At 43.5% G+C, this 23,122-nt stretch carries 28 protein-coding genes; 14 read left to right on the forward strand and 14 right to left on the reverse strand.

From position 1 onward, the window contains the following. Window positions 1–10 precede the first annotated feature (10 nt). From yhdP to AABS66_RS07710, 6 genes are all read left to right on the forward strand, one after another. Window positions 11–3,793, forward strand: a complete 3,783-nt coding sequence (yhdP, locus tag AABS66_RS07685; RefSeq protein WP_430224746.1) for an AsmA2 domain-containing protein YhdP — start codon at window positions 11–13, stop codon at window positions 3,791–3,793. After that, window positions 3,793–4,647 carry a deaminated glutathione amidase gene (gene nit1, locus AABS66_RS07690; RefSeq protein WP_206083535.1) on the forward strand — a complete coding sequence of 285 codons (855 nt, stop codon included), beginning with the start codon at window positions 3,793–3,795 and terminating at the stop codon, window positions 4,645–4,647. The genes yhdP and nit1 overlap by 1 nt, the downstream gene beginning before the upstream one ends. Before the next feature lie 5 nt (window positions 4,648–4,652). Then, on the forward strand, window positions 4,653–6,098 hold the full coding sequence (tldD, locus tag AABS66_RS07695; protein WP_206083536.1) for a metalloprotease TldD: 1,446 nt from the start codon (window positions 4,653–4,655) through the stop codon (window positions 6,096–6,098). A gap of 86 nt (window positions 6,099–6,184) precedes the next feature. Continuing rightward, the gene (locus tag AABS66_RS07700; protein ID WP_206083537.1) at window positions 6,185–6,670 is read left to right on the forward strand and encodes a ribonuclease domain-containing protein; all 486 of its coding nucleotides are present in this window, start codon (window positions 6,185–6,187) and stop codon (window positions 6,668–6,670) included. 13 nt (window positions 6,671–6,683) lie between these two features. Then, window positions 6,684–6,971, forward strand: coding sequence for a barstar family protein (locus tag AABS66_RS07705; protein ID WP_047757384.1), 288 nt, complete (start codon window positions 6,684–6,686; stop codon window positions 6,969–6,971). A gap of 59 nt (window positions 6,972–7,030) precedes the next feature. Beyond that, window positions 7,031–7,618, forward strand: coding sequence for an RBBP9/YdeN family alpha/beta hydrolase (locus tag AABS66_RS07710; RefSeq protein WP_272539228.1), 588 nt, complete (start codon window positions 7,031–7,033; stop codon window positions 7,616–7,618). Here AABS66_RS07710 and AABS66_RS07715 read toward each other — a convergent pair. From AABS66_RS07715 to yjgA, 3 genes are all read right to left on the reverse strand, one after another. Further along, complete coding sequence (locus tag AABS66_RS07715) at window positions 7,599–7,931, reverse strand: low molecular weight protein tyrosine phosphatase family protein (RefSeq protein ID WP_206083539.1); 333 nt, start codon at window positions 7,929–7,931, stop codon at window positions 7,599–7,601. The genes AABS66_RS07710 and AABS66_RS07715 overlap by 20 nt on opposite strands. After that, on the reverse strand, window positions 7,931–8,161 hold the full coding sequence (locus AABS66_RS07720) for a hypothetical protein (RefSeq protein ID WP_206083540.1): 231 nt from the start codon (window positions 8,159–8,161) through the stop codon (window positions 7,931–7,933). The genes AABS66_RS07715 and AABS66_RS07720 overlap by 1 nt, the downstream gene beginning before the upstream one ends. 427 nt (window positions 8,162–8,588) lie before the next feature. Continuing rightward, on the reverse strand, window positions 8,589–9,134 hold the full coding sequence (gene yjgA, locus AABS66_RS07725; RefSeq protein ID WP_206083541.1) for a ribosome biogenesis factor YjgA: 546 nt from the start codon (window positions 9,132–9,134) through the stop codon (window positions 8,589–8,591). Between the two features lie 179 nt (window positions 9,135–9,313). Here yjgA and pmbA point away from each other — a divergent pair, with 179 nt between their 5' ends. Beyond that, window positions 9,314–10,654 (forward strand): metalloprotease PmbA, encoded by a 1,341-nt coding sequence (gene pmbA / locus AABS66_RS07730; RefSeq protein ID WP_206083542.1) that lies wholly within the window; start codon window positions 9,314–9,316, stop codon window positions 10,652–10,654. Window positions 10,655–10,854: 200 nt separating this feature from the next. Next, window positions 10,855–11,322, forward strand: coding sequence for a helix-turn-helix domain-containing protein (locus AABS66_RS07735; protein WP_206083543.1), 468 nt, complete (start codon window positions 10,855–10,857; stop codon window positions 11,320–11,322). Between the two features lie 127 nt (window positions 11,323–11,449). Here AABS66_RS07735 and rnk read toward each other — a convergent pair whose 3' ends face one another. The 11 genes from rnk to kdsD form a co-directional block, all read right to left on the reverse strand. Then, window positions 11,450–11,860, reverse strand: coding sequence for a nucleoside diphosphate kinase regulator (rnk, locus tag AABS66_RS07740; RefSeq protein WP_225818527.1), 411 nt, complete (start codon window positions 11,858–11,860; stop codon window positions 11,450–11,452). Between the two features lie 190 nt (window positions 11,861–12,050). Then, complete coding sequence (npr, locus tag AABS66_RS07745; RefSeq protein ID WP_206083545.1) at window positions 12,051–12,323, reverse strand: PTS phosphocarrier protein NPr; 273 nt, start codon at window positions 12,321–12,323, stop codon at window positions 12,051–12,053. A gap of 5 nt (window positions 12,324–12,328) precedes the next feature. Next, window positions 12,329–13,180, reverse strand: coding sequence for an RNase adapter RapZ (rapZ, locus tag AABS66_RS07750; protein ID WP_206083546.1), 852 nt, complete (start codon window positions 13,178–13,180; stop codon window positions 12,329–12,331). A 119-nt stretch (window positions 13,181–13,299) separates the two neighbouring features. Continuing rightward, a complete protein-coding gene (gene ptsN / locus AABS66_RS07755; RefSeq protein ID WP_206083547.1) occupies window positions 13,300–13,767 on the reverse strand; it encodes a PTS IIA-like nitrogen regulatory protein PtsN in 468 nt (155 codons plus the stop codon). 93 nt (window positions 13,768–13,860) lie between these two features. Further along, window positions 13,861–14,148 (reverse strand): ribosome hibernation promoting factor, encoded by a 288-nt coding sequence (hpf, locus tag AABS66_RS07760; protein WP_206083548.1) that lies wholly within the window; start codon window positions 14,146–14,148, stop codon window positions 13,861–13,863. Window positions 14,149–14,170: 22 nt separating this feature from the next. Continuing rightward, on the reverse strand, window positions 14,171–15,613 hold the full coding sequence (gene rpoN, locus AABS66_RS07765) for an RNA polymerase factor sigma-54 (protein WP_206083549.1): 1,443 nt from the start codon (window positions 15,611–15,613) through the stop codon (window positions 14,171–14,173). A gap of 43 nt (window positions 15,614–15,656) precedes the next feature. Next, window positions 15,657–16,382, reverse strand: a complete 726-nt coding sequence (gene lptB / locus AABS66_RS07770; RefSeq protein WP_206083550.1) for an LPS export ABC transporter ATP-binding protein — start codon at window positions 16,380–16,382, stop codon at window positions 15,657–15,659. A 5-nt stretch (window positions 16,383–16,387) separates the two neighbouring features. Next, window positions 16,388–16,951 carry a lipopolysaccharide ABC transporter substrate-binding protein LptA gene (gene lptA, locus AABS66_RS07775; protein WP_206083551.1) on the reverse strand — a complete coding sequence of 188 codons (564 nt, stop codon included), beginning with the start codon at window positions 16,949–16,951 and terminating at the stop codon, window positions 16,388–16,390. After that, on the reverse strand, window positions 16,935–17,528 hold the full coding sequence (gene lptC / locus AABS66_RS07780) for an LPS export ABC transporter periplasmic protein LptC (RefSeq protein ID WP_206083552.1): 594 nt from the start codon (window positions 17,526–17,528) through the stop codon (window positions 16,935–16,937). The genes lptA and lptC overlap by 17 nt, the downstream gene beginning before the upstream one ends. Before the next feature lie 16 nt (window positions 17,529–17,544). Then, window positions 17,545–18,105: a 3-deoxy-manno-octulosonate-8-phosphatase KdsC gene (kdsC, locus tag AABS66_RS07785; RefSeq protein WP_206083553.1), complete on the reverse strand. Its 561-nt coding sequence runs from the start codon at window positions 18,103–18,105 to the stop codon at window positions 17,545–17,547. A gap of 14 nt (window positions 18,106–18,119) precedes the next feature. Beyond that, window positions 18,120–19,088 carry an arabinose-5-phosphate isomerase KdsD gene (kdsD, locus tag AABS66_RS07790; protein ID WP_206083554.1) on the reverse strand — a complete coding sequence of 323 codons (969 nt, stop codon included), beginning with the start codon at window positions 19,086–19,088 and terminating at the stop codon, window positions 18,120–18,122. A gap of 468 nt (window positions 19,089–19,556) precedes the next feature. Between kdsD and mlaF the strand changes: the two genes are divergently transcribed. The 6 genes from mlaF to ibaG all read left to right on the forward strand — a co-directional run bounded on the left by mlaF (window position 19,557) and on the right by ibaG (window position 23,078). Then, window positions 19,557–20,360: a phospholipid ABC transporter ATP-binding protein MlaF gene (gene mlaF, locus AABS66_RS07795; RefSeq protein ID WP_206083555.1), complete on the forward strand. Its 804-nt coding sequence runs from the start codon at window positions 19,557–19,559 to the stop codon at window positions 20,358–20,360. 6 nt (window positions 20,361–20,366) lie between these two features. Beyond that, a complete protein-coding gene (gene mlaE / locus AABS66_RS07800; protein WP_047756206.1) occupies window positions 20,367–21,149 on the forward strand; it encodes a lipid asymmetry maintenance ABC transporter permease subunit MlaE in 783 nt (260 codons plus the stop codon). A 3-nt stretch (window positions 21,150–21,152) separates the two neighbouring features. Further along, complete coding sequence (gene mlaD / locus AABS66_RS07805) at window positions 21,153–21,650, forward strand: outer membrane lipid asymmetry maintenance protein MlaD (protein WP_206083556.1); 498 nt, start codon at window positions 21,153–21,155, stop codon at window positions 21,648–21,650. A 36-nt stretch (window positions 21,651–21,686) separates the two neighbouring features. Continuing rightward, window positions 21,687–22,316: a phospholipid-binding protein MlaC gene (gene mlaC / locus AABS66_RS07810; RefSeq protein ID WP_206083557.1), complete on the forward strand. Its 630-nt coding sequence runs from the start codon at window positions 21,687–21,689 to the stop codon at window positions 22,314–22,316. A 1-nt stretch (window position 22,317) separates the two neighbouring features. Further along, window positions 22,318–22,608 (forward strand): lipid asymmetry maintenance protein MlaB, encoded by a 291-nt coding sequence (gene mlaB / locus AABS66_RS07815; protein ID WP_206083558.1) that lies wholly within the window; start codon window positions 22,318–22,320, stop codon window positions 22,606–22,608. A gap of 215 nt (window positions 22,609–22,823) precedes the next feature. Next, window positions 22,824–23,078 (forward strand): BolA family protein, encoded by a 255-nt coding sequence (ibaG, locus tag AABS66_RS07820; RefSeq protein WP_206083559.1) that lies wholly within the window; start codon window positions 22,824–22,826, stop codon window positions 23,076–23,078. The last annotated feature ends 44 nt before the right edge of the window (window positions 23,079–23,122 follow it).

Here is a 23,122-nt window from a genome sequence, read left to right on the forward strand (position 1 = left end):
GGAGAAATAAGTGAAACGACTGCCACGTGTAGTACTGGTGACCACTGCGGTTATTTTATTGCTGTGCGCGCTGGTGCTGACAGGGCTGCGTTTCCTTTTACCGAATATTGATAGTTATCGCCCCGATCTTATTGCTTATATCGAAAAAAAGGCCGATGTTTCGGTAAAAATAGGTAAGATTGAAGGGGCATGGCGTTATTTTGGCCCTATTCTTACGTTATCTGATACCACGTTGCAAAATGAAACAACGGATGTAAGTGCCAAGCAAATCCACCTCGAACTGGATATTTGGAACTCGCTTTTTTCCCTGCGTTGGCGCTTTCGCGACCTGACATTCTACCAACTCAATGTCGATTACAAAATTCCCTTTTCTTTTGAAGGCTCCCCCGAAGGTGGGTCATTAGATGGCGTTGAAGAGCTATTTTTACGTCAATTTGACCATTTTACGTTAAAAGACAGTCAATTGACCTTCTTAACGCCTTCAGAGCAAAAGACCACGTTAATTCTGCCAGAACTTTCTTGGCTGAATGAAAATGAACGTCACCGCGCTCAAGGCTTTGTCAGCCTTGAAACCATTAATAAACAGCATGGGTATCTGCAAGTTAAACTGGATGTATCAGATAAAAATGGTGCATTGAGTGATGGCATTTTTTATCTTCAAGCCGACAATATTGATATGCAGCCTTGGTTAAGTCGCTGGTTACGAGATAACACATCATTACGTGATGCGAACTTTAGCCTATCTTCTTGGATCAGTTTAAAAGATAACCGTATTGAAAGTGGCTTGATTCAACTGCGTCAAGGGGAAGCTAACTGGGGGACGGGAGAGTTAGCTCAGAATTTGCAAGTGAATGATTTACTGCTACGAATGAAAAGGCAGGGAGATGGTTGGTTATTTAATATTCCTGAGCTTGATACATTAAAAACCAATGAATTCATTTGGCCGCAAGGTAGTGTGTCGGTGCTGTATTTACCTGCATCGAAAAAATATCAAGATAACGACCATTGGCGTGTTCGAGCAAAGAATATTGAGCTTGAGCGTCTAAGTGAAGTCCTACCAACGTTTTCATTTCTCACACCAGACATGGTGCAAGATTGGCAACACCGACAACCAACAGGGATCGTGAGCGAATTTGCGCTGGATGCGACGCAAAATAGGCCTGAATCTTTGCAAGTTAGCTTAGATTGGCAGGATGTTAGCTGGAAAAAATGGAAGGCGCTTCCTTCTGTGGATCATTTCTCTGGTGTATTGATAGGGGGAATGCAAAGTGGTGGGCTCTCTTTCAACCTGCAAGACAGCGAAGTCGATTACCGTGATGAATTTAAAGCGCCTTTTACGATTTCCACTGCAAAAGGGCAGCTGTATTGGGTAGATAACGACAGTGAATTTAAGCTTTGGAGCCCTGCCTTAGATGTACAAGCCACATCGCTGTGGGCAAACGGCGAATTTCGTTATGCCAAAGCCAAAAAAGGCAATTATGCCGATTTAGCCATTCTATCGGGCATTCGACTAGATGATGCAGGAGATGCATGGCGCTATTTCCCTCAAAAATTAATGGGGCAAGATGTTGCTGACTACCTGACAAAAGCGATTATTGCAGGTAAGGTCGACAACGCCACATTGGTGTATAAAGGTGATCCTGCCAATTTCCCATATGGCCACAATGACGGTCAATTCCAAGTGTATGTGCCGCTGAGAGATGCCACTTTCGAGTATGACAGCGAATGGCCAGCGTTACTCAACTTGGACATGGATTTAGATTTTCGCCGTGCAGGTCTGTATATGCATGCGCCAACGGTCAAACTGGCAGATGCAACCGCAACCAACCTTGATGCGATTATCCGTGATTACACCGACGAAATGCTGTATATCGATGCGGATATTAGTGGCACAGGAAAGCAAATTCAGCAATATTTTGTGCACACACCGATGAAACATTCCATAGGTGATACCTTGGAAGAGTTACAAATTGGTGGCATCGTGAATGGACAGCTCAGTTTGTCTATCCCATTAACTGGGGGGAAAGATGTTGTCGCAAAAGGGAAGGTTAACCTTAATAAAAATGATTTATTCATTCAGCCGATTGATAGCACTATTTCGTCACTAACAGGCAGTTTTAGCTTTAATAATGGCGACTTGATTGGTGATAAGCTACAGGGACAGTGGTTTGGGCAACCTATTTCTGTTGATTTTACAACGTTGATGGGCTCGAAAGATTATCAGGTTGATGTGAACATCGCAGGGAATTGGGCGCTGAATAAATTGGCGATGCTCCCTGAAGAAATTAAACAGAAAGTGTCTGGTACCAGTGATTGGAAAGGTCATGTCACGATAAATTTACCTGACTCAGCAAAAGAAAAAGTGAATTTGCAAATTGATGTCACTGCTGGCTTGAAGCAGCTACAAAGCCAATTACCTGCGCTAAATAGCCAGTTACTAGCAGAATTAGGGCAAATTAATGTTCAAGCAAAAGGCGATACTGAGCAATTGACCATTGGTGGTGATATCGGCAAACGTCTTGGCTTTAATACAGTGTGGAACTTGAATGATAAGCCGTTAAGGCTAGTCAAAGCTCACATTGCCCCATGGCAAAACCAAGCACCTGAATTACCGAAAAATACGGCGATTGTTGTCTCTCTTCCCCCTGTTAAGGCCATGGACTGGGACAAACTCGCTGGGTTGTTAGTTTCATCAAACAGCCGTCAAGGTGGCGTTAATATTCGCCTTCCTGAAGTACTGGAGATCAAACTGGCTTCTATTTACCTTGGTGGACAGTATTGGAAAGATTTAAACTTTTCGTATGATTTACAACGGGATGACCAAGTTGTTAGCGTAGATAGTGAAAATCTAAAAGGTTCGCTGCAAATTTATGCCAAACAGCCTTGGAAAGTCGAGATTGATTACCTGTATTACAACCCAAGTTCAATCGCGGAAAGTACAACGGGTTCCGAGCGCTTTGATTTTAGCCACTGGCCCCAACTGAATGTGGCTTGTAAAGAGTGCTGGCTAGCGGGGCAAAAACTGGGTGAGTTTAGCGCGAATATCATTCCGCAAGGCAATGCGTTGCAACTCACTGGTGGTGTGCTAAACAATAGTGCAATGCAGCTAAAATTGGATGCTATTTGGCACAGCGGTGATGGTAATAAAACCGAAGTAGCGGGCTCCTTAACGGGAGAAGCTTTCGATGAAACGGCGGCTTATTTCGGTATGTTAGTGCCAATTATTGAGTCCCCTTATACGATTGAATTTAATTTAGACTGGGGTAATTTGCCGTGGTCACCAGACATTGCCTCATTAAACGGTAAGCTCTCGGCAAAACTGGGTAAAGGGGCGATAGCGAAGATGGGCGGTGGGCGTGCAGGGCAGATCCTGCGCTTAGTCAGCTTCGACGCCTTATTACGGAAGTTACAGTTCGATTTTCGCGATACGTTTAACAACGATTTCGATTTTGACTCGATTAAAGGGGATGCAACCCTTCACAATGGCGTAATGACATCAAAAAACACAGTTGTGGATGGCTTGGTCGCGGATATTGCTTTAAATGGTGAGGTTGACCTTGTTAAACGTCAAATTAACTTAGAAGCGGTCATTACTCCTGAAATTTCTGCTACAGTAGGGGTAGCAACCGCATTTGTGGTCAACCCATTTGCAGGCGCTGCGGTATTCGCGGCGACGAAAGTGCTCGGTCCATTATGGAGCAAAGTTTCTGTTATCCGTTATCGTGTAACAGGTAGCTTGGACGAGCCAAAAATTGATGAAGTATTACGTCAACTAAAGGAGACTCAAGAGTAATGAAAAATGGTAACGTTGCACTTTTGCAGTTATGTAGCGGAAATAATACTAAGCACAATTTGGCGCAAATCGAGCAACAAATCAAACAGTTGCCAGAGACTGTTCAGTTAGTTTTGACACCTGAAAATGCATTGCTCTTTGCGGACGCCGCGACTTACCGTAAACAAGCTGAGGTCCAAGGAAAAGGCCCGCTGCAAGACGCTATCAGCAGCATGGCGAAACGGTATAATGTGTGGATCCTCGTTGGGTCTATGCCGATGGTCAGCCGTGAAGATCCCGAACGTATTACAAGCAGCAGCTTATTATTTGATTCCGAAGGTAATATCAAAGCTCGCTACGATAAAATTCATATGTTTGATGTGAATATTGAAGATGAGCAAGGGAACTATAATGAGTCTGTGATTTATCAACGCGGAGAACATATTACGGTGGTGGATACCCCTGTGGGTCGGTTAGGGATGACGATTTGTTATGACTTACGTTTCCCAGGCTTGTTCCAAGCGCTGCGCGAACAAGGTGCGGAGATTATTTCTGTTCCAGCCGCATTTACCCGTTATACCGGTCAAGCACACTGGGAGCCATTATTGCGCGCTCGTGCGATTGAAAACCAATGTTATATTTTGGCACCTGCTCAAGTGGGTGTGCATGGAACCCGCCGCACGTGGGGTCATAGCCTTGCCGTTGATGGTTGGGGTAAAGTGATGAAAAAGAACGTGGATGCAGTGGCATCGACGGTATTGAATATTAAAACAGACAGTTTGAGTGTCATGCGTGAGCAAATTCGAGTCGTTAAACATAACCGCTTCAGACCGCAACTGACCTCTCTGATTAAAAAAGACGCAACCAAAGAGTAACGAATATGAGTTTAGCTTCTGTCAGCGAACATTTGCTGGCCGCCAACCGCCTTGGGCAAGAAAATCTGTATGACATTTTAGGGGTATTATCTGAGCGCCATCTGGATTATGCGGATCTGTTTTTTCAATCAAGTTTCCATGAGTCTTGGGTACTTGAAGATAGGATCATTAAAGATGGCTCTTACAATATTGACCAAGGTGTTGGTGTAAGAGCGGTAAGCGGGGAAAAAACAGGGTTTGCTTATGCAGACCAAATTTCACTGCAAGCGCTGATGCAAAGCGCTACCGCAGCACGAAGCATTGTGAACGAACAAGGCTCTGGTAAATCACGCGTTTTAAGCAATGTTGAATATAAAAAACTGTACTCCGTAGTTGATCCATTACAGAGCCTGTCGCGTGAACAAAAAATTGATTTATTGCACCGTGTTGACCAAGTCGCCCGTGCTGAAGACCCGCGTGTTATCGAAGTGAATGCGAGTTTAACAGGTGTTTACGAGCAAGTACTGGTTGCCGCAACTGATGGTACATTGGCGGCAGATATTCGCCCATTAGTGCGCCTTTCTGTCAGTGTATTAGTCGAACATGACGGCAAGCGTGAACGTGGTGCCAGTGGCGGTGGTGGCCGTTATGGTTATGAATATTTCTTAGAATTACATCAAGGCCAAATTGTGGCAGAGCAATATGCCCGTGAAGCGGTACGTATGGCGTTGGTGAATTTATCTGCCGTTGCAGCACCTGCTGGAATGATGCCTGTGGTACTGGGAGCGGGTTGGCCAGGTGTACTGTTACACGAAGCGGTTGGCCATGGCCTTGAAGGTGACTTTAACCGTCGTGGGACATCCGTATTTTCTGGGCAAATGGGGGAGCAAGTGGCTTCGCCACTGTGTACTGTGGTGGATGATGGCACGATTGCGGGTCGTCGTGGTTCTCTTGCTATCGATGATGAAGGGGTACCAGGGCAATATAACGTCCTAATAGAAAATGGTATTTTACGTAACTATATTCAAGATAAACTGAATGCACGCCTGATGGGCGTTTCCCCAACAGGTAATGCACGTCGTGAATCTTATGCGCATCTGCCAATGCCGCGCATGACGAACACTTACATGCTGGCAGGTTCTTCAACGCCAGAAGAAATCATTGCTAGCGTCGACAAAGGCATTTACGCACCGAATTTTGGCGGCGGTCAGGTTGACATCACCTCGGGTAAATTTGTGTTTTCAACCTCTGAAGCCTACTTAATTGAAAATGGGAAAATCACATCGCCAGTGAAAGGGGCTACACTGATTGGCTCTGGTGTTGAGGCGATGCAGCAAATTTCCATGGTAGGTAATGACCTCGCACTAGACAAAGGTGTCGGCGTTTGTGGTAAAGAAGGCCAAAGTGTGCCAGTGGGCGTCGGTCAGCCAACCCTGAAATTAGACAAAATGACGGTGGGTGGTACTGCATAATTTCGCGATATCCCACGTTATAGCGGGTTAAACGGCAGCCTTTGCGCCAGTATGGGTTGCCGTTATTGTCATTATGAAGGTAATAAATGAATAAAAGAGTTATATCACTGGTGTTGATGGCCGTTTTGATTGTACTGAGCCTATACTTTCGTGGCGGTGATGTTCAAGATAAACCACAAGCAGACAAACCAGCGATTCCAGAACAAACAATCGCCCGAGAAAATGCCCTTCCTAAAACTATTGACCAACTGACTGATCAACAGAATGTCGTTAGTTATATGCAGAAATATCAAAAACTTCCTGCATTTTATTTAACGAAAAAAGAGGCGAGACAAGCGGGTTGGGATGCCAAAAAAGGCAATCTTTGCGATGTCTTACCTGGGCGGGCAATTGGGGGGGATCGTTTTTCGAATCGCGAAAAATCATTGCCTATCGCAGATAATCGCCAATGGTTTGAAGCGGATATCAACTACCGTTGTGGGCACCGCGGGGCCGATCGTTTGCTATACTCTTCAGATGGGATGATTTTTGTTACCCACGACCATTATAAGAGCTTTAAACAAGTTAATTAAAGGAAGCATCGCGATGAGCAAACAGGTGAGCTTTGATTTTCGTCAGATAAACACACTGAATGATTTTTATCAGCAATTTGCTCAGCAATTTTCGCTTCCAGATTGGTTTGGTCATAACCTCGATGCTTTGTGGGACATGGTTTCTGCAGGCATTGAGCTTCCCGTGACAATTATTTTTAGCCACATGAGTGCAGAACAACGCATCGAATTTTCCGATATTATTGATGTGATGAATGATGCACAAGACATGTGGGAAGACGAATTTGTTTTTGCTTTAGATATAACAAAAAGTGCTAACTGATTTTCCAATCACTCATGGTAAAGTCTAAGCAAGATGACTGAGTTGATAGGAATTCTAAGATGAGCAACTTCACTTCGATGTTACGGCCATTAATAAATCAAAAATTCGTTATTATCCATGGCTATACAGCATCCCCCGAAAAAAATTGGTTCCCATGGTTAAAAAGCCAGCTTGAAGCGCTTGGCGCGCAAGTTGATGTGCCAGACATGCCAGATTCTTTATCCCCTGATCCAGTAAAATGGCAGCAGCGCTTGCAACAGCTTCCTTTTGACATTGATAAAGAGTCTGTGTTGATTGGCCATAGCCTTGGTTGTGTTACCGCATTGCGTTTTTTACAAAATAAGAATCAAGCGGTTAAGGGGTATGTCTTAGTGTCTGGTTTTGATGAAGAGCAACAGACGCTACCTGAGCTGCGTAGTCACACTTTGAGCCCACTCGGCTATGCAACATTAACTGATCTGGCTGATAAGCGAATTTCAATCATATCAACCAATGATGAAATTGTCTCACCATCCTCATCAAAAGTGCTGGCGGAGGCATTAAAAACACAGGTTATCTTAGAAGAGAATGCAGGGCATTTTCTGGATAGAGAAGGCTACACGACGTTTCCCACCTTGCTTGAGGCAATTAAACAGCAGTTTGGTTAAGGATGTGAGGGACTGCATCTTCCAGTAAGGCTATCAGTTCAGGAGCCATATACTGATAATCATCAGGAATATCCAGAACATGGAGGGGCTTGTGTTCAAGTAGGCGCGAAAAATCAGCTTTAAGGCGGTTTTTGTGTTTTTGTTCCATCACAAAAATGACATCAGCCCAACGGATTAAATCGGCATTAACGGGGCGTTTGGCGTGGCGGCTGGTTCCCGCTGAACGGGTGACCCAGCTTGCATGATTGCGCCAGATCTGTTCAGCGGTTGGGCTACGCCATTGATTTTTACTGCAAATGAATAAAATATTCATTAATCTTCTTGTATCTCATCAAGGCTATTACGCACAAGCTTGGCGCTGCTTACTTGCGGATAGGCCATGCCAAGTTGGGCTGCGCGGATCATTTTTTCACTGCGCCCATACATCTGTTTCCAGTTTTTTTCTGGCGCATAACAGTCGACGAGGCGAGCGTTCAGTTGATCACGTGATTTATTGGTACGAGCTTGGGCTCTGCGCCATGCTCTATTTCGAGTATTATCCATATCTTCCTCATTATTTATCGGGGTTCAGCAGCCGCGATAATACGGGTCAGAGTATGACTAACAGGCGAATAGTACGCCGCTTTACGCGGGCTATCAATGGAAGGGATGCTTTTTAGGATTTTCCCCTAGGGGCTGTTTATCTTTGATGGTCAATTTTTATTCGAATTAAAGCCATTTTAGGCAAGGCGAGAGGTTCGCCGCCTAGTGAACTAGGCAAGAGCCTCTCAACACAGCATCAAATGAGTGAAACGCGCTTTAATCGAACCCGCAGGGCAGCGTTTAAGCACAATAGCTAACGTAGATAATAGCCAGTCATCTTGATTGACACATTTATCATTGTTTTAATTGTTTTTTGACCTTTTTAGCGGTAAAAATCAGCAGCAAAGATAAACAGCCCCTAGCCCAAAATAGGCGTAGGGGAAAACGATTAGGCGATTTCAGATTGGTCTTTCAAATATTGGAATATTTGACGATACGCTTTTGGCGGTTTGTTGCCTTCACGTTCTTTTTTCGCATTACGCACAAGGGCGCGCAGTTGTTGCCTGTCCGTTGTTGGGAACAGCGTCACCACTTCTTCAATCACATCATCACCCCCTTCCAGCAAACGGGTGCGTAAATCTTCCAATTTATGCAGAATAACGACTTGCTGGTTATGGCGGTTTTTCAGTTTATCAAGGGCTTCGGTAATCGGTTCCACTTCACGTGAACGTAATAACTTACCGATAAGCTGTAATTGTCGACGGCGACCTTCACGTTTAATTTTTTGAGCGAGCTCAATGGCCTCAAGTAGTTGAGTGTCCAATGGAATACGTTCAAGCTCGCTTTTACTTAAATCAACGAGTTCAGCCCCCAGTTTTTTGAGGATCTCAGCATCGCGTTTAATTTCGCTTTTGCTGACCCAAATGATCTCCTCGTCTTCTTCGTCTTGCGGCGCTGGGATGTCATCCAGCCAGTCATCAGGCTGTTTGGCCATATCGATTTTCCTTTTTCCAAACACAGTCGTGAAATTACACGTAATTAATATGATTTACTGCGTTGTGAGTGTTAACATTTGACTATTATCTATTGTAACTGGGAAAACCCCTTTATGACTACCTAGCATTTGCATGTTAGGGCAGAAAAACATTTTCCCCACATTATTGGATTGAATGCATGAGTGTAACCGAACAAGTCACAGAACAACGTAAAAAACTCGAAGATGCAGTTGCGCACGCATTAGAATTTGCAAAGTCACGTTGTGATGCCGCGGAAGTGGCAGTGAATAAAAGCACAGGGATAAGCGTTAGTACCCGTCAAGGCGAAGTTGAAAATGTTGAATTTAACAGTGATGGTGCCCTTGGGATCACCGTTTATCACCAACAGCGTAAAGGTAGCGCATCTTCAACAGATTTAAGCCCTGAAGCCATCGAGCGTACCGTTCAAGCCGCTATCGATATTGCGAATTATACCTCTGAAGACCCTTGTGCGGGCCCAGCAGAAAAATCATTGCTGGCGTTTGAAGCACCTGATCTTAAATTATTCCAAGCGACAGCGCTCTCTCCTGAAGAAGCTATCCGCTTAGCGTCTATCGCTGAAATGTCAGCGCTCAATGCGGACTCGCGCATTGTGAATACCGAGGGCGGTAGCTTTAACGGCCACTACGGTGTGCGCGTGTTTGGGAACTCCCACGGCATGCTGCAAAGCTATTGTTCAAGTCGTTATTCTATGTCGAGCTGCGTTATTGCAGAGCATAATGGTGATATGGAGCGTGACTACGCTTACACCATTGGTCGCAGTGTGGATGCATTGAAATCCCCTGAGTGGGTGGGTCAAGAATGCGCTCGCCGCACGTTAGCGCGTCTATCCCCAAGAAAACTGCCAACGATGAAGGCCCCTGTCATTTTTGCGTCAGAAGTGGCGACAGGGTTGTTTGGTCACCTTGTTGGGGCGATCAGCGGCAGCAGCATTTACCGTAAATCGTCCTTTTTATTAGACAGCCTTGGCAAACAAATTTTACCAAGTTGGTTAACCATTAATGAGCAGCCACATTTAATTGGCGGTTTAGCCTCCTCACCTTTCGATAGCGAAGGTGTACGCACAACTGAGCGTAATATCGTGGAAGATGGCGTTCTACAAACGTGGCTAATGACCAGTTATTCAGCTCGAAAGCTGGGCTTACAGAGTACAGGCCATGCGGGGGGAATTCATAACTGGCGTATCGCTGGGCAAGGGCTTTCTTTTGATGCATTGCTCAAACAAATGGGAACAGGTTTAGTCGTTACTGAGTTAATGGGGCAAGGTGTGAGCGGCATTACAGGGGATTACTCTCGTGGTGCATCAGGCTTTTGGGTTGAAAACGGCGAAATCCAATACCCAGTGAGTGAAATTACTATTGCAGGTAATCTAAAAGATATGTGGGCCAATATGGTCACTATTGCTGATGATATCGAAACTCGCAGTAATATTCAGTGCGGCTCTGTGTTGATCCCAGAAATGAGTATTGCAGGGGAGTAAGGCTTTCCTCATCTAACGAACAACTTTAAGCGCCTAATACTTTTTATTAGGCGCTTTTACTTGGTGATAATATTATCTAATTTATTGATTTATAAACTGTCATGTTATTGTCGTCCCTCTGTCGCTAAGGCGTCGTGGTCAAAATTCTATTGAGTTGACAGTATAGCCATACACGAAGATTGCTAGGTCTAAGGTAGGTTATGATGGAAAACAAAGTCAAGCAGCTCAGATTGGCAAGGGCTTGGTCGCAAGAGCAACTTGCTCAATTGTCATCCCTAAGTACAAGAACGATCCAACGCATTGAAAATAATGAAGTGCCAAGTTTAGAAACTCTAAGTGCACTTGCATCCGTTTTTAATGTGAGTGTATCAGAGCTAACCTCTGAGCCTTTACTCGAAAGTTATGAGTTGGACAGCCGTATAGAAGAGGCGAAAAAGCGGGTTAATGATGAAATAAAATTACTGAAGAACATCATCATTGCGATTATTGTGTGTGCCGTATTGTATACCGTTAACTCTTTTTATACTCCGCAGCGTGATTGGCCAATTTGGGTGATGTCTATTTGGGGTGGGTTATTAGCGATAAAGGTGATTAGGCTCTTTTTATTGGATAAATTTTTTCGCCAGTGGCAACACAAAAGGCTACTGCGTATAACGAAAAAACCGTAGCATCATCTATCAAGATAACTAGGCACAAAAAAGGCACTCAATGAGTGCCTGAATATGCCAGAAGACTTGCCTGAGTTTTTCAAGAAAACTTTTTTCGCTAAGCCATCCTTAATTCAGCAAGTCGAAATTAACGGTGAAATTCACCAGCCGCTTCTGGCTGATACACGATTTCAAGAACACGAACGCGTGTTTGCACACCGTTAGGCAGCTCCCAGCTAATTTCGTCGCCAACGTGCATACCTAATAGTGCAGCACCGATAGGCGCCATAACAGATAACTGTTCTGCACTGTCTTTTAGCGAGGCAGGGTAAACTAATGTACGTGTGCGCTCTTCATTACTAATGAGGTCTAAAAAGCGAACCGTACTGTTCATTGTGACCACGTCAGCAGGAATTTCTTGTGGGCTAAGAATATCCGCACGGTCAAGTTCATCATTGAGCGCTTCAGCAACAGGGGTGCCTGCGTAAGCTGGCTGTTCCATTAGTGCATCTAAGCGTTCAGCATCTAAATCATTGATAATAATTGTTGGCTTTGTCATACCACACTCCAATAGAGACGTACAAAGCAAACACCCCCCACCCAGAAGGTAGGGGGTGTTGCTATTAATAAATTTGTTTAAAATATTAGGCGCTATGCGCTTTAAAGGGAAGAGATCAGGATCACGATCTCCAAGCCTGCCTTTGTAAAAATACGCATATTGATATTTTTATTGTTAGGTAGAAATAGGCTTACTCTTCATCAAACCCACTCTCGAATAGGTTAACAATTGCGGATAATGCCTGATTTTCATCTGCACCACTCACTTCAATATCAATTTTACTGCCTTGTTCCGAGTCTAACATCAACATTGCGATAACGCTATCCGCCTCTGCCTCAATTTGGCTATTATTCCGCAAAATAACCTTAGAGTTAAATTGTTGAACTAAATCATAAAGTAACATAGCTGGTCTTGCATGCATTCCAAGGCGGTTTTTTAGCGTTATGGTGGCTTTTACAGTCATTTCAGCTACTTGCGTTTTTCGAGAGTCCTGTGGCGCGATTGCACGTTTTTACCACGGGAGCGGAAATAGTCAGCAAGCTGTTCTGCAACATAGACAGAACGGTGTTTCCCCCCCGTACAGCCAATCGCAACGGTTAAGTAGCTACGGTTGTTCGTTTCTAACATCGGTAGCCATAACTCTAAATAGCTACGGGTTTGGTAGATAAAGTTGTGAACTTCAGTGTGCCTATCCAAGAATGCAGCAACAGGGCGATCAAGGCCTGTCATTGGGCGCAGTTTCGGGTCCCAGTGTGGGTTTGGTAAAAAGCGCACATCAAAAACATAGTCCGCATCAATAGGGATACCATGTTTGAAGCCGAAAGATTCAAACACCATTGTCAGCTCACGCTCACGTTTGCCCATTAAACGCGTTCTTAGCATTTCTGCAAGTTCATGGACAGACATCTCAGAGGTATCGATAACTAAATCTGCCCGTGAACGAAGTGGCTCTAGGAGCTCATTTTCTTCGTCAATTGCGCTTTCAAGAGACAGGTTTTTACTTGAAAGTGGGTGTAACCTGCGAGTATCGCTGTAGCGGCGGATCAGGGTGTTGCGATCGGCATCCAGAAACAATAGTTGTGGAGAGAAGCTAGCGGGTAATTTATCAATCGCTTCTTCAAACACTTCTGGATTGTCGGGCATATTACGCACGTCGATACTCACTGCTGCTGAGATGTTACGATCAGCCAGTGAATTGGCTAACTCTGGCAGTAATACGACTGGCAGGTTATCCACGCAATAGAAACCCATATCTTCCAGCGCACGTAAGGCAACGGATTTCCCCGAACCGGAACGGCCGCTGACAATCATCAGCACCATGAGCTTACTCCCTTTCGTTTCCTAATGATGTATTTCTTAATAAACTGTGTTTTGCATGTTTTTAATGATAAAAACCATAGCAATATCATTAATCTATAGCAAGACACATAAATTATCACTTACTCAGTAATAATACTATATAGTTCATCATCACTTTGTGCGCTACGCAGACGCTTACAGAATGTTTTATCGGCCAGCTTTTTGGCGATAAGTGAGAGCGTGTGTAAGTGCGTTTTGCATTGATCAGATGGCACAAGTAGTGCAAAAAGCAGGTCAACAGGCTGATTATCAATCGCATCAAAGGCAATAGGTTCTTCTAAATGCAAAAATACACCAACAGCATGGGAACTTTCGCTTTCATCTAACTTGCCATGAGGGATTGCAATCCCGCCACCAATACCCGTGGTACCGACTTTTTCTCTGGTTAATAACGCTTCAAATACCGTATTTTCAGGTAATTCCAATTCAACGGCAGCCAGCTCACTAATAATTTCTAGGGCTCTTTTTTTACTGGTGCACACAATATTATTACGTGTACAGGCTGATGATAAAACATCGTTTAACTGGATTTCTATATCACTATTCATTTTATTGTTCACTTAGGACTACAAAACCAGATGATGTATGCCACCATCTGGTTTGAAACATTCGTTGGCTAACGAATCAGCCACCTCAATGTATTAATGTTGTCTCAGTTTTTCTTTATGTTTGGTTAATTGGCGCGACAGTTTGTCTACCAGTAAATCGATAGCGGCATACATGTCATTTTCTTCCGCTGATGCATGGAGCTCCGCTCCATTGACTTGCACGGTTGCTTCAGCAATTTGCTGAACTTTTTCAACTTTCAGGACGACTTGGATACTGTTAATACGGTCAAACAGTTGCTCTAATTTACTGAGTTTTTTCTCAACAGTTTCACGCAGTGCTGGAGTAACTTCAATATTGTGTCCAGTAATCTGAAATTCCATACAACCTTCCTTATTTTATCAATTAAACCAGTTGTTTACGCTGGTTTGAGGGCGGAATAGATAACGATTCACGATACTTAGCAACAGTACGACGAGCCACTTGAATACCTTGCTCTGCCAGCATACTCGTCAATTTACTGTCACTCAATGGTTTTGCGGGGTTTTCCGCAGCAACCAGTTTTTTCACCAAGGCCCGAATTGCGGTAGAGGAGGCTTCGCCACCTGTATCCGTGCTTACATGGCTGGAGAAAAAATACTTCAACTCAAAAATGCCTCGTGGGCTGTGGAGAAACTTTTGAGTTGTCACTCGCGAGATGGTGGATTCATGCATGTCCACTTGATAGGCAATATCCGCCAGTATCATGGGTTTCATGTGTTCCTCTCCCAGCTCAAAGAATTCTTGTTGCTGTTCGACAATACAGGTCGCCACTTTTAACAAGGTTTCATGGCGGCTTTCTAAGCTTTTAATCAACCATTTTGCATCTTGCAGGTGGCTGCGAATATATTGTGTATCATCATCGCTAGCTGAACTATTTGCCATCGAAGCATAATGATTGTTAATACTGAGTTTAGGAATGCTATCTGTATTTAACTCAACTTGCCAGTGCCCAGCTATCTTTTTCACTAAAACATCAGGAATAACATATTCCGATTCACCTGTATTGATAGACTGCCCTGGCTTTGGATTTAATGCGAGAATTAAGTCGATAGCCGTTTTTAAAGCATCTTCCTTTAAACGCGTTAATTTACCAAGCTGCCTAAAATCACGGTTAGCCAGTAAATCAATATGGTTGGTAATGATTAACTTTGCTTCTTGTAGACCTTCCGTTTCTTTTGGGTAGAGCGAAAGCTGAATTAATAAACACTCTTTTAAATCTTGTGCCGCGACACCAAGTGGGTCAAAGTGCTGGATGCGTTTAAGTACCGCAATCACTTCTTCTAAACTAATTTCTGGATTATCAATCCCTTCATGTATATCAGAGATTGTTGTTGTGAGATAGCCAGAGTCATCTATGGAGTCAATAATTGCGGTGGCAATCGCACGGTCAGTATCCGTAAACGGCGTGAGATCCGATTGCCATATCAGGTAATCTTGCAGTGTCTGAGTGGTTTCACCTTGGTAAACAGGGAGTTCATCGAAGCTGTAATCGTTGCTGGTACCTGAAGGTGTTCCTGCTGTGTAGATTTCGTCCCAATCCGCATCAAGAGGAAGTTCTTCAGGCATGTCATTGTTTTCTAAAGCGTCTTTGGTATCGAGCTCACTGCTGTCTGTGGTGGCAAGGGAATCAATCGAGTCAGTTTCAGAACCTAACTCTTCTTGCTCAAGAAGCGGGTTAGTTTCCAACGCAAGTTGGATTTCTTGTTGAAGCTCAAGTGTAGAAAGTTGCAGCAGACGGATTGCCTGTTGTAATTGAGGGGTCATCGCAAGTTGTTGACTGACTCTGAGCTGCAAACTTTGCTTCATGAAACTGTTTTCTTCTCCCTAACAATAGAATACGACATACGGTTTATAACCGGAAACCTTCACCTAAGTATACACGTTTCACTTGTTCATTTTCCAATATCATGGTTGGTGTACCATGGGCAATCAGGTGACCTTGGCTGACAATATAGGCTCTTTCACACACATCTAACGTTTCACGGACGTTATGGTCGGTAATCAAAACACCGAGGCCATAGTCACGTAAATGTTGGATAATTTTTTTAATATCCAAGACAGAAATTGGGTCGACACCCGCAAAGGGTTCATCCAATAAGATGAATTTTGGGTTAGCGGCGAGGGCCCTTGCAATCTCAACTCGGCGGCGTTCCCCACCAGAAAGGGATTGCCCCATGCTGTCGCGAAGATGTGTGATGCTAAATTCTTCCATTAACTCTTCAGCACGTTCTTTACGTTGGGAAGAGGTTAAATCTTCGCGGATTTCCAATACCGCCATCAGGTTATCATAAACGCTAAGGCGACGGAAAATAGAGGCTTCTTGAGGAAGATAGCCAATACCGCGGCGCGCACGTTCATGCAGTGGCAGTAAGCTGATATCTTCACCATCAATTAAAATTTTGCCCGCATCCCGCTGAACAATGCCCACAACCATATAAAAGGTGGTGGTTTTACCGGCACCATTTGGCCCTAACAGGCCAACAATTTCGCCTGATTTAACTTCAAGGCTGACATCTTCAACAACCTTGCGTTTTTTATAGGATTTAGCCAGATTCTCTGCGGTTAGTGTCGCCATAACGATTATTTACTCTTACCCGTAGTTGCTGATGAATTGTTTGCTGCTGGGCCTTTTTCTTGCAATTGCGCTGGCAAAATCACAGTAGTCACGCGCTTGCCTTTATCACTAAAGGCTTCCATTTGCTGTGTTGGCACAACATAGGTGATTTTGTCGCCTTTAATATTGCTGTCTAGCTGCTCTAAATACGCACCGCCCGTTAACGTGACGAGCTGTTTATCAACTTCATAACGCGCTTTGTTTGCATGGCCTTTAATTGGCTTGCCGTCATCTTGTAGCTGATAAAAGGTCACAGGGTTACCAAATGCTTCGATGACGATTTTATCGGAGTCGCTGCTTGGACGTGTTACAACCACTTTGTTGGCTCGAATATCAATTGAACCTTGTTTAATGATGACGTCATCGGTAAATGTGGTGACGTTCTTTTCTAGATCAAGGGATTGCTTAACCGAGTTAATTGTCATCGGTTGCTGGGTGTCACTTTTTAATGCCATCGCTGGGAGGCTAAGAGCCAAAATTGCACTGGCAACCGCTCCTTGAATAAAACGCTTCTTAGTTACTTGATTCATTTTGATGCTCTTCTGGTTGTAACACATAATGAGTTTTCACATCTTCGATTAATTCTGCGGTTCTAGTACGAAGATTTCCCTTCATTTTTAGACCAGTAGAATTAAGGCCATGTCCAATAATGGTCACTTTATCGTCAGATGAAACGTCTTGTGTTGTCAAATTGACAACTGCACTTTCAGTTGTAATTCGTTGAATTTGCGACTCTTTCGTTAAGCTATCGACTTGAACATCACTGTACAGATAAAGCACTCGATCGTTTGTTAACCTTGCTTTAAAGGCAGTGACTGTCCATGTTGGCACGCCCGCTTCATTATAAGTGGTTAAAACGGGTTTCGAAAACCACGTGATTTTTCCTTCGGTATAATTATCAATTTTATCCGAAACGAGTTTATACGCTAGATTTCCTGTTGGGTTATAGACGTAAGTTACTGAATCATCAGTTTGATAATTAGGTTGCCCATCATTGATTACTTTTTCCTGTGAGTCTGATGTGTCATTACCCGCTAAATTCCAGCCGATAAGCCCCAGCACAACTAAGGATAAAATAATGATTAACCACTTCTTCGCATTGCTCATGAATTCAATCTATTCGTTATATCGATAAGCCTTTTGCTTCTTCCAATTTACCTTGGGAAAGAAGGATCAGGTCACAAAGTTCACGTACTGCACCCTTTCCACCAGCGATGCGTGTTATGTAGTTCGCTTTTGGTAATAGCAGTGGATGTGCATCCGCAACAGCAACAGATAGCCCAACTCGAGCCATTACTGGCCAATCGATAAGGTCGTCGCCAATATAAGCTACTTCGTCTTCTGCTAGCTGTAGTGTATCCAACAGTTCGCGATACGCCAAAAGCTTATCGCTTTGGCCTTGGTAAAGATGTGTAATGCCTAAAGTTTTTGCTCTATCTTCAAGGAGTTTCGCTTTTCTGCCTGTAATAATGGCGACGTCAATATTGGACGTTAATAGACAACGAATGCCATAGCCATCACGTACATTAAAAGCTTTGAGCTCTTCACCACTATTGCCCATATATACCAAGCCATCGGACATCACACCGTCAACATCACAAATTAGCAGCTTAATTTTAGCGGCTTTTTCGATAACGGATGTTGCCACAGGGCCGTAGCAAGTATCCACGTTTTGAGAACTCATGGTATTTCCTTATATTATACAACACCTGCTTGGAGCAGATCGTGCATGTGTAAAACACCGACTAATTTGTTGTCTTGTGCGACTAATAATGAGGTCACGTGTTTTGATTGCATTAAATTAAGCGCTTCAACCGCGAGCATATTGGGCGAAACCCGAATGCCACCTGGCGTCATGAGATCTGCAATTTTCGCGTTATTTAGGTCAATTCCCATATCAAAGATACGGCGCAAGTCACCATCTGTAAAAATGCCCTCAATATTCATATCGTCATCACAGATAACCGTCATACCCAGTTTTTTACGGGTTATCTCGACTAAAGCTTCCCGCAAAGACGCGCTTTTAGGGATATGGGGGATATCTTCACCCGTATTCATTAAATCACGAACTAAGAGTAAAAGTTTGCGCCCGAGTGCGCCGCCTGGGTGAGAAAGTGCGAAATCATCCGCTGTAAACCCACGGGCAGTCAATAATGCGATAGCTAAGGCATCACCCATGACTAAGGTTGCGGTTGTACTGGTCGTTGGCGCGAGCCCTAATGGGCAGGCTTCCTGTGGTACTTTAATACACAGGTGCACATCTGCATATTTCCCCATATTACTATCAGGGTTGTTAGTCATACAGATTAAGGGAACCTTAATACGTTTTAAAACAGGTAGTAACGCTAAAATTTCCCCTGATTCCCCTGAATTTGAAATGGCTAACACCACATCTTTACTAGTGATCATGCCAAGATCGCCATGGCTAGCCTCACCAGGATGAACAAAAAACGAAGGTGTCCCAGTACTAGCTAATGTTGCGGCAATCTTCCTGCCAATGTGCCCCGACTTTCCCATACCCATAACGACAACTTTGCCTTTACAGCCGAAAATCAGTTGGCAAGCACAGTCAAAATCATGATTAATATATTGTTCGAGGTTTTTTAAGCCGTCGTGTTCGATATGGAGAACTTCTTTACCTACTTTCTGAAAATCGAAGTTTGACATTTCTAGTTCCATGCGTAGCTTTTAAGTTAATCGGATTAGCGAAATCAAATTGTATAACGAATACTTAGTATCAGTAAGTATTTTGTCTGTTAAGCTATTCTTAATGATAGTTTTGCACCTAATCGCTATTTTGTTTATGTTTAAGGTAGATGAAATACGCTGTCATTAGCACCCTAAACCAAAAATGTATTCGCTAATTCACGTATTCTCATGCTAGTAAATTGCAACACTCTAAGAGCTATCTGCTTTTATTAATGAAAGAGTTACCTAACTATAGGTAAATTCCATAGGGAGTTAGCCGCTTTTTAGAGATAAAAAACAGCTACAATATTAACAGTTACCTTTTTGACGCTATGATACTATAAATTCCACTTTGTTGTGATATTTGACGATTTTCAGTTTATCTTTCGGTAATATCTGAACGGATAAATGCATACTCAGGCATGATGTATAACGAGTTATTTAATAATGCAATCACAGACAGACAACTTAATTGAAGTACGGAACATGTCCTTTACTCGAGGCAATCGGAAAATATTTGAAAATATTAACCTGACTGTCCCTCGTGGTAAAATTACGGCAATAATGGGGCCATCTGGGATTGGTAAAACCACATTGCTGCGCTTGATTGGTGGGCAATTACGGCCAAGTGAGGGGGAAATTTGGTTTGATGGTGACAATATTCCGTCGCTATCACGTTCCAAGTTATATCAATCACGTAAAAAAATGAGCATGCTGTTCCAATCAGGAGCGCTGTTCACCGATATGGATGTGTTCAATAACGTGGCATTTCCGCTGCGAGAACACACAAACTTGCCAGAGTCTTTAATTCACACGACAGTGATGATGAAATTAGAGGCGGTTGGGTTACGCGGCGCCGCAAAATTGATGCCATCAGAGCTTTCGGGTGGGATGGCTCGCCGTGCTGCACTCGCACGTGCCATTGCCCTTGACCCTGATTTGATCATGTTTGATGAACCCTTTGTGGGGCAAGACCCAATTACTATGGGGGTCTTAGTTAAATTAATTGATGAACTGAATCAAGCGCTTGGCGTAACGTGTGTGGTGGTTTCTCACGATGTGCCAGAGGTATTGAGCATTGCAGATAATGCGTATATTGTTGCCCAGCAGCATGTTATTGCTCAGGGAACGGGTGAAGAGCTGCGTGATAATCAAGACCCTAGAGTGCGCCAATTTCTTGATGGTATCGCTGATGGTCCCGTGCCGTTCCGTTTTCCTGCCAATGATTATCTGGCCGATTTATTAGGGTAAAATAAGATGATAATAAAGGCGATAGCAGCCTTCGGACGTCGGTGGATTGATATTTTTTCTGCCTTTGGTCGAGCTGGATATATGCTGTTTCGTGCCTTATTGGGGAAACCTGAATTTGGCAAGCAGTGGCCACTTCTGATGAAGCAATTGTATGCTGTGGGCGTACAGTCTTTATTGATTGTGGCCGTATCGGGCTTATTTATTGGCATGGTACTGGGGCTACAAGGTTATCTTGTCCTCACCACATTCAGTGCAGAAGCTAGCCTTGGCATGATGGTGGCGCTTTCTTTATTAAGAGAGCTTGGCCCTGTTGTGACGGCCTTGTTATTTGCAGGGCGTGCAGGTTCGGCGTTGACCGCCGAAATTGGCTTAATGAAAGCTACGGAACAGATTTCGAGCTTAGAAATGATGGCAGTTGACCCATTAAGACGGGTTATTGCGCCACGCTTTTGGGCGGGTTTTATTAGTATGCCTTTGTTATCACTGATTTTTGTGGCTGTCGGGATTTTAGGTGGCGCATTAGTCGGTGTGGATTGGAAGGGGATTGATGAAGGCTTTTTCTGGGCATCAATGCAATCTTCTATCGACTGGCGATTAGATCTGGTTAACTGTGTTATCAAAAGTTTAGTGTTTGCTTTTACGGTGACGTGGATCGCACTGTTTAATGGCTATGATGCAATTCCAACCTCGGAAGGGATCAGCCAAGCAACAACGAGAACCGTTGTTCACGCGTCATTGTCTGTTTTAGGACTGGATTTCGTACTTACCGCACTGATGTTTGGGAACTAAGTCATGCAAAGTAAAAAAAGTGAAATATGGGTTGGCTGTTTTATGTTGTTGGCGATTGCCGCAATTATCTTTTTGTGTTTAAAAGTCGCCGATTTGAAATCAATTGGTAGCCAATCTACCTATCAAATTTCAGCGTCTTTTGAAAATATTGGTGGCTTGAAAGAAGGTTCTCCGATCAAAGTCGGTGGTGTGGTTGTCGGCCGTGTTGCCAGTATCACTCTCGATAAAAAGAACTATGTACCTGAAGTGAAAATCGACTTATTAAGTGAATATGACAATATTCCAGATTCAAGTTCTTTATCCATTCGTACATCAGGTTTACTGGGTGAACAGTATATTGCCATGAATATTGGCCCTGATGATGAGGAGTTAGGGATTGCGATTTTGAAAGATGGCGGACGCCTTGAGGATACTAAACCCGCTATGGTGTTAGAAGATTTAATCGGGCAGTTCTTGTATAAGAGTGGCGATAGCCAAGGTGCAGAGCCTGCATCTAAGTAATGTGAAGTTCCCTCAAAATAGTTAAAGGAATGAATTATGTTTAAACGTTTAATGATGGTTGCCATGTTGGCTATTGCGCCATTTGCGATGGCAGTAGACCAAACTAATCCGTATAAATTAATGGATGAGGCGGCAGCAAAAACTTTTACTCGGTTGAAATCTGAACAGCCGAAAATCAAACAAGATCCTGAATATCTAAGAACGATTGTCCGTGAAGAATTACTGCCTTATGTGCAAATTAAATATGCAGGTGCACTCGTTTTAGGTACTTACTATAAAGGCGCAACACCCGCACAACGTGATGCCTACTTTGCGGCATTTGAAGATTACCTTGAGCAGGTTTATGGCCAAGCATTGGCGATGTACCATGGTCAAACTTACCAAATTGCACCAGAACAACCCATTGGTGATAAAAACATTGTTGCCATTCGCGTAACGATAACTGATACCAATGGCCGCCCACCAGTACGCTTAGACTTCCAATGGCGTAAAAACAGTAAAACAGGTTACTGGCAGGCATATGACATGATTGCTGAAGGCGTAAGCATGATCACCACCAAGCAAAATGAGTGGGGGGATATTTTACGTAAGCAAGGTATTGATGGCTTAACAAAACAGTTAGAAATCAGTGCAAAAGCCCCAATTACGTTAGAAGAGAAAAACTAATATGAGCCAGGTATTGGCATGGGAGAAAACGCAATCAACGTTGTATCTGACGGGGTCATTAGACCGTGACTCATTGATGTCGTTTTGGGACAAAAAGTCCCCACTGCTGGAACATATTGAGAAAATAGATGTTTCTGGCTTAACCCATGTAGATTCAACGGGGCTGGCTATGTTAGTTCGCTTAAAAGGTGAGTTTCAAGCCAAAAAACAGCCTCTGAATATTATTGGGGCCAGTGATAACTTGAATACACTTATTGAGTTATATGGGGTGAAAAGCATCATTCTAGATTAAGGCGATGAGTCTTAAATTTAGTCAAGTTATGTAAAAATAAGCGCCTCTACGTGCATTTGTGCGTAAGAGGCGTTTTCTTTGGTTTAAGTGTTAGGCGTAATCCTTTAGGATAGGCGTTTATGCTCTTTTAATTCGAGTTGTGACTAATTGGGCACATTCAACTAGAATTAGCCAGAGTAAAATTAAAAACCACAAATAATCATAATAGAGTCACTATGGAAACCAACGAAATAAAACAAGTATTGATGGAAAAGTTGTCTCTGGATGAGGCTATTGTTACGGGTGATGGTAGCCACTTTCAGGTTATCGCTGTCGGTGACATGTTTGACGGTATGAGCCGTGTTAAGCAACAGCAAGCAATTTATGCGCCATTGATGGAATATATTGCGGATAACCGCATCCATGCTCTATCAATTAAAGCGTACACCCCTGCGCAATGGGAGCGCGATCGTAAACTTAGTGGCCTTTGATTTCAAAGCCTAAGCGAACAGCCTGTACAATTCGACATACGAGA

This window comes from Providencia sp. SP181 (assembly GCF_050446505.1).
GTDB lineage: Bacteria > Pseudomonadota > Gammaproteobacteria > Enterobacterales > Enterobacteriaceae > Providencia > Providencia vermicola.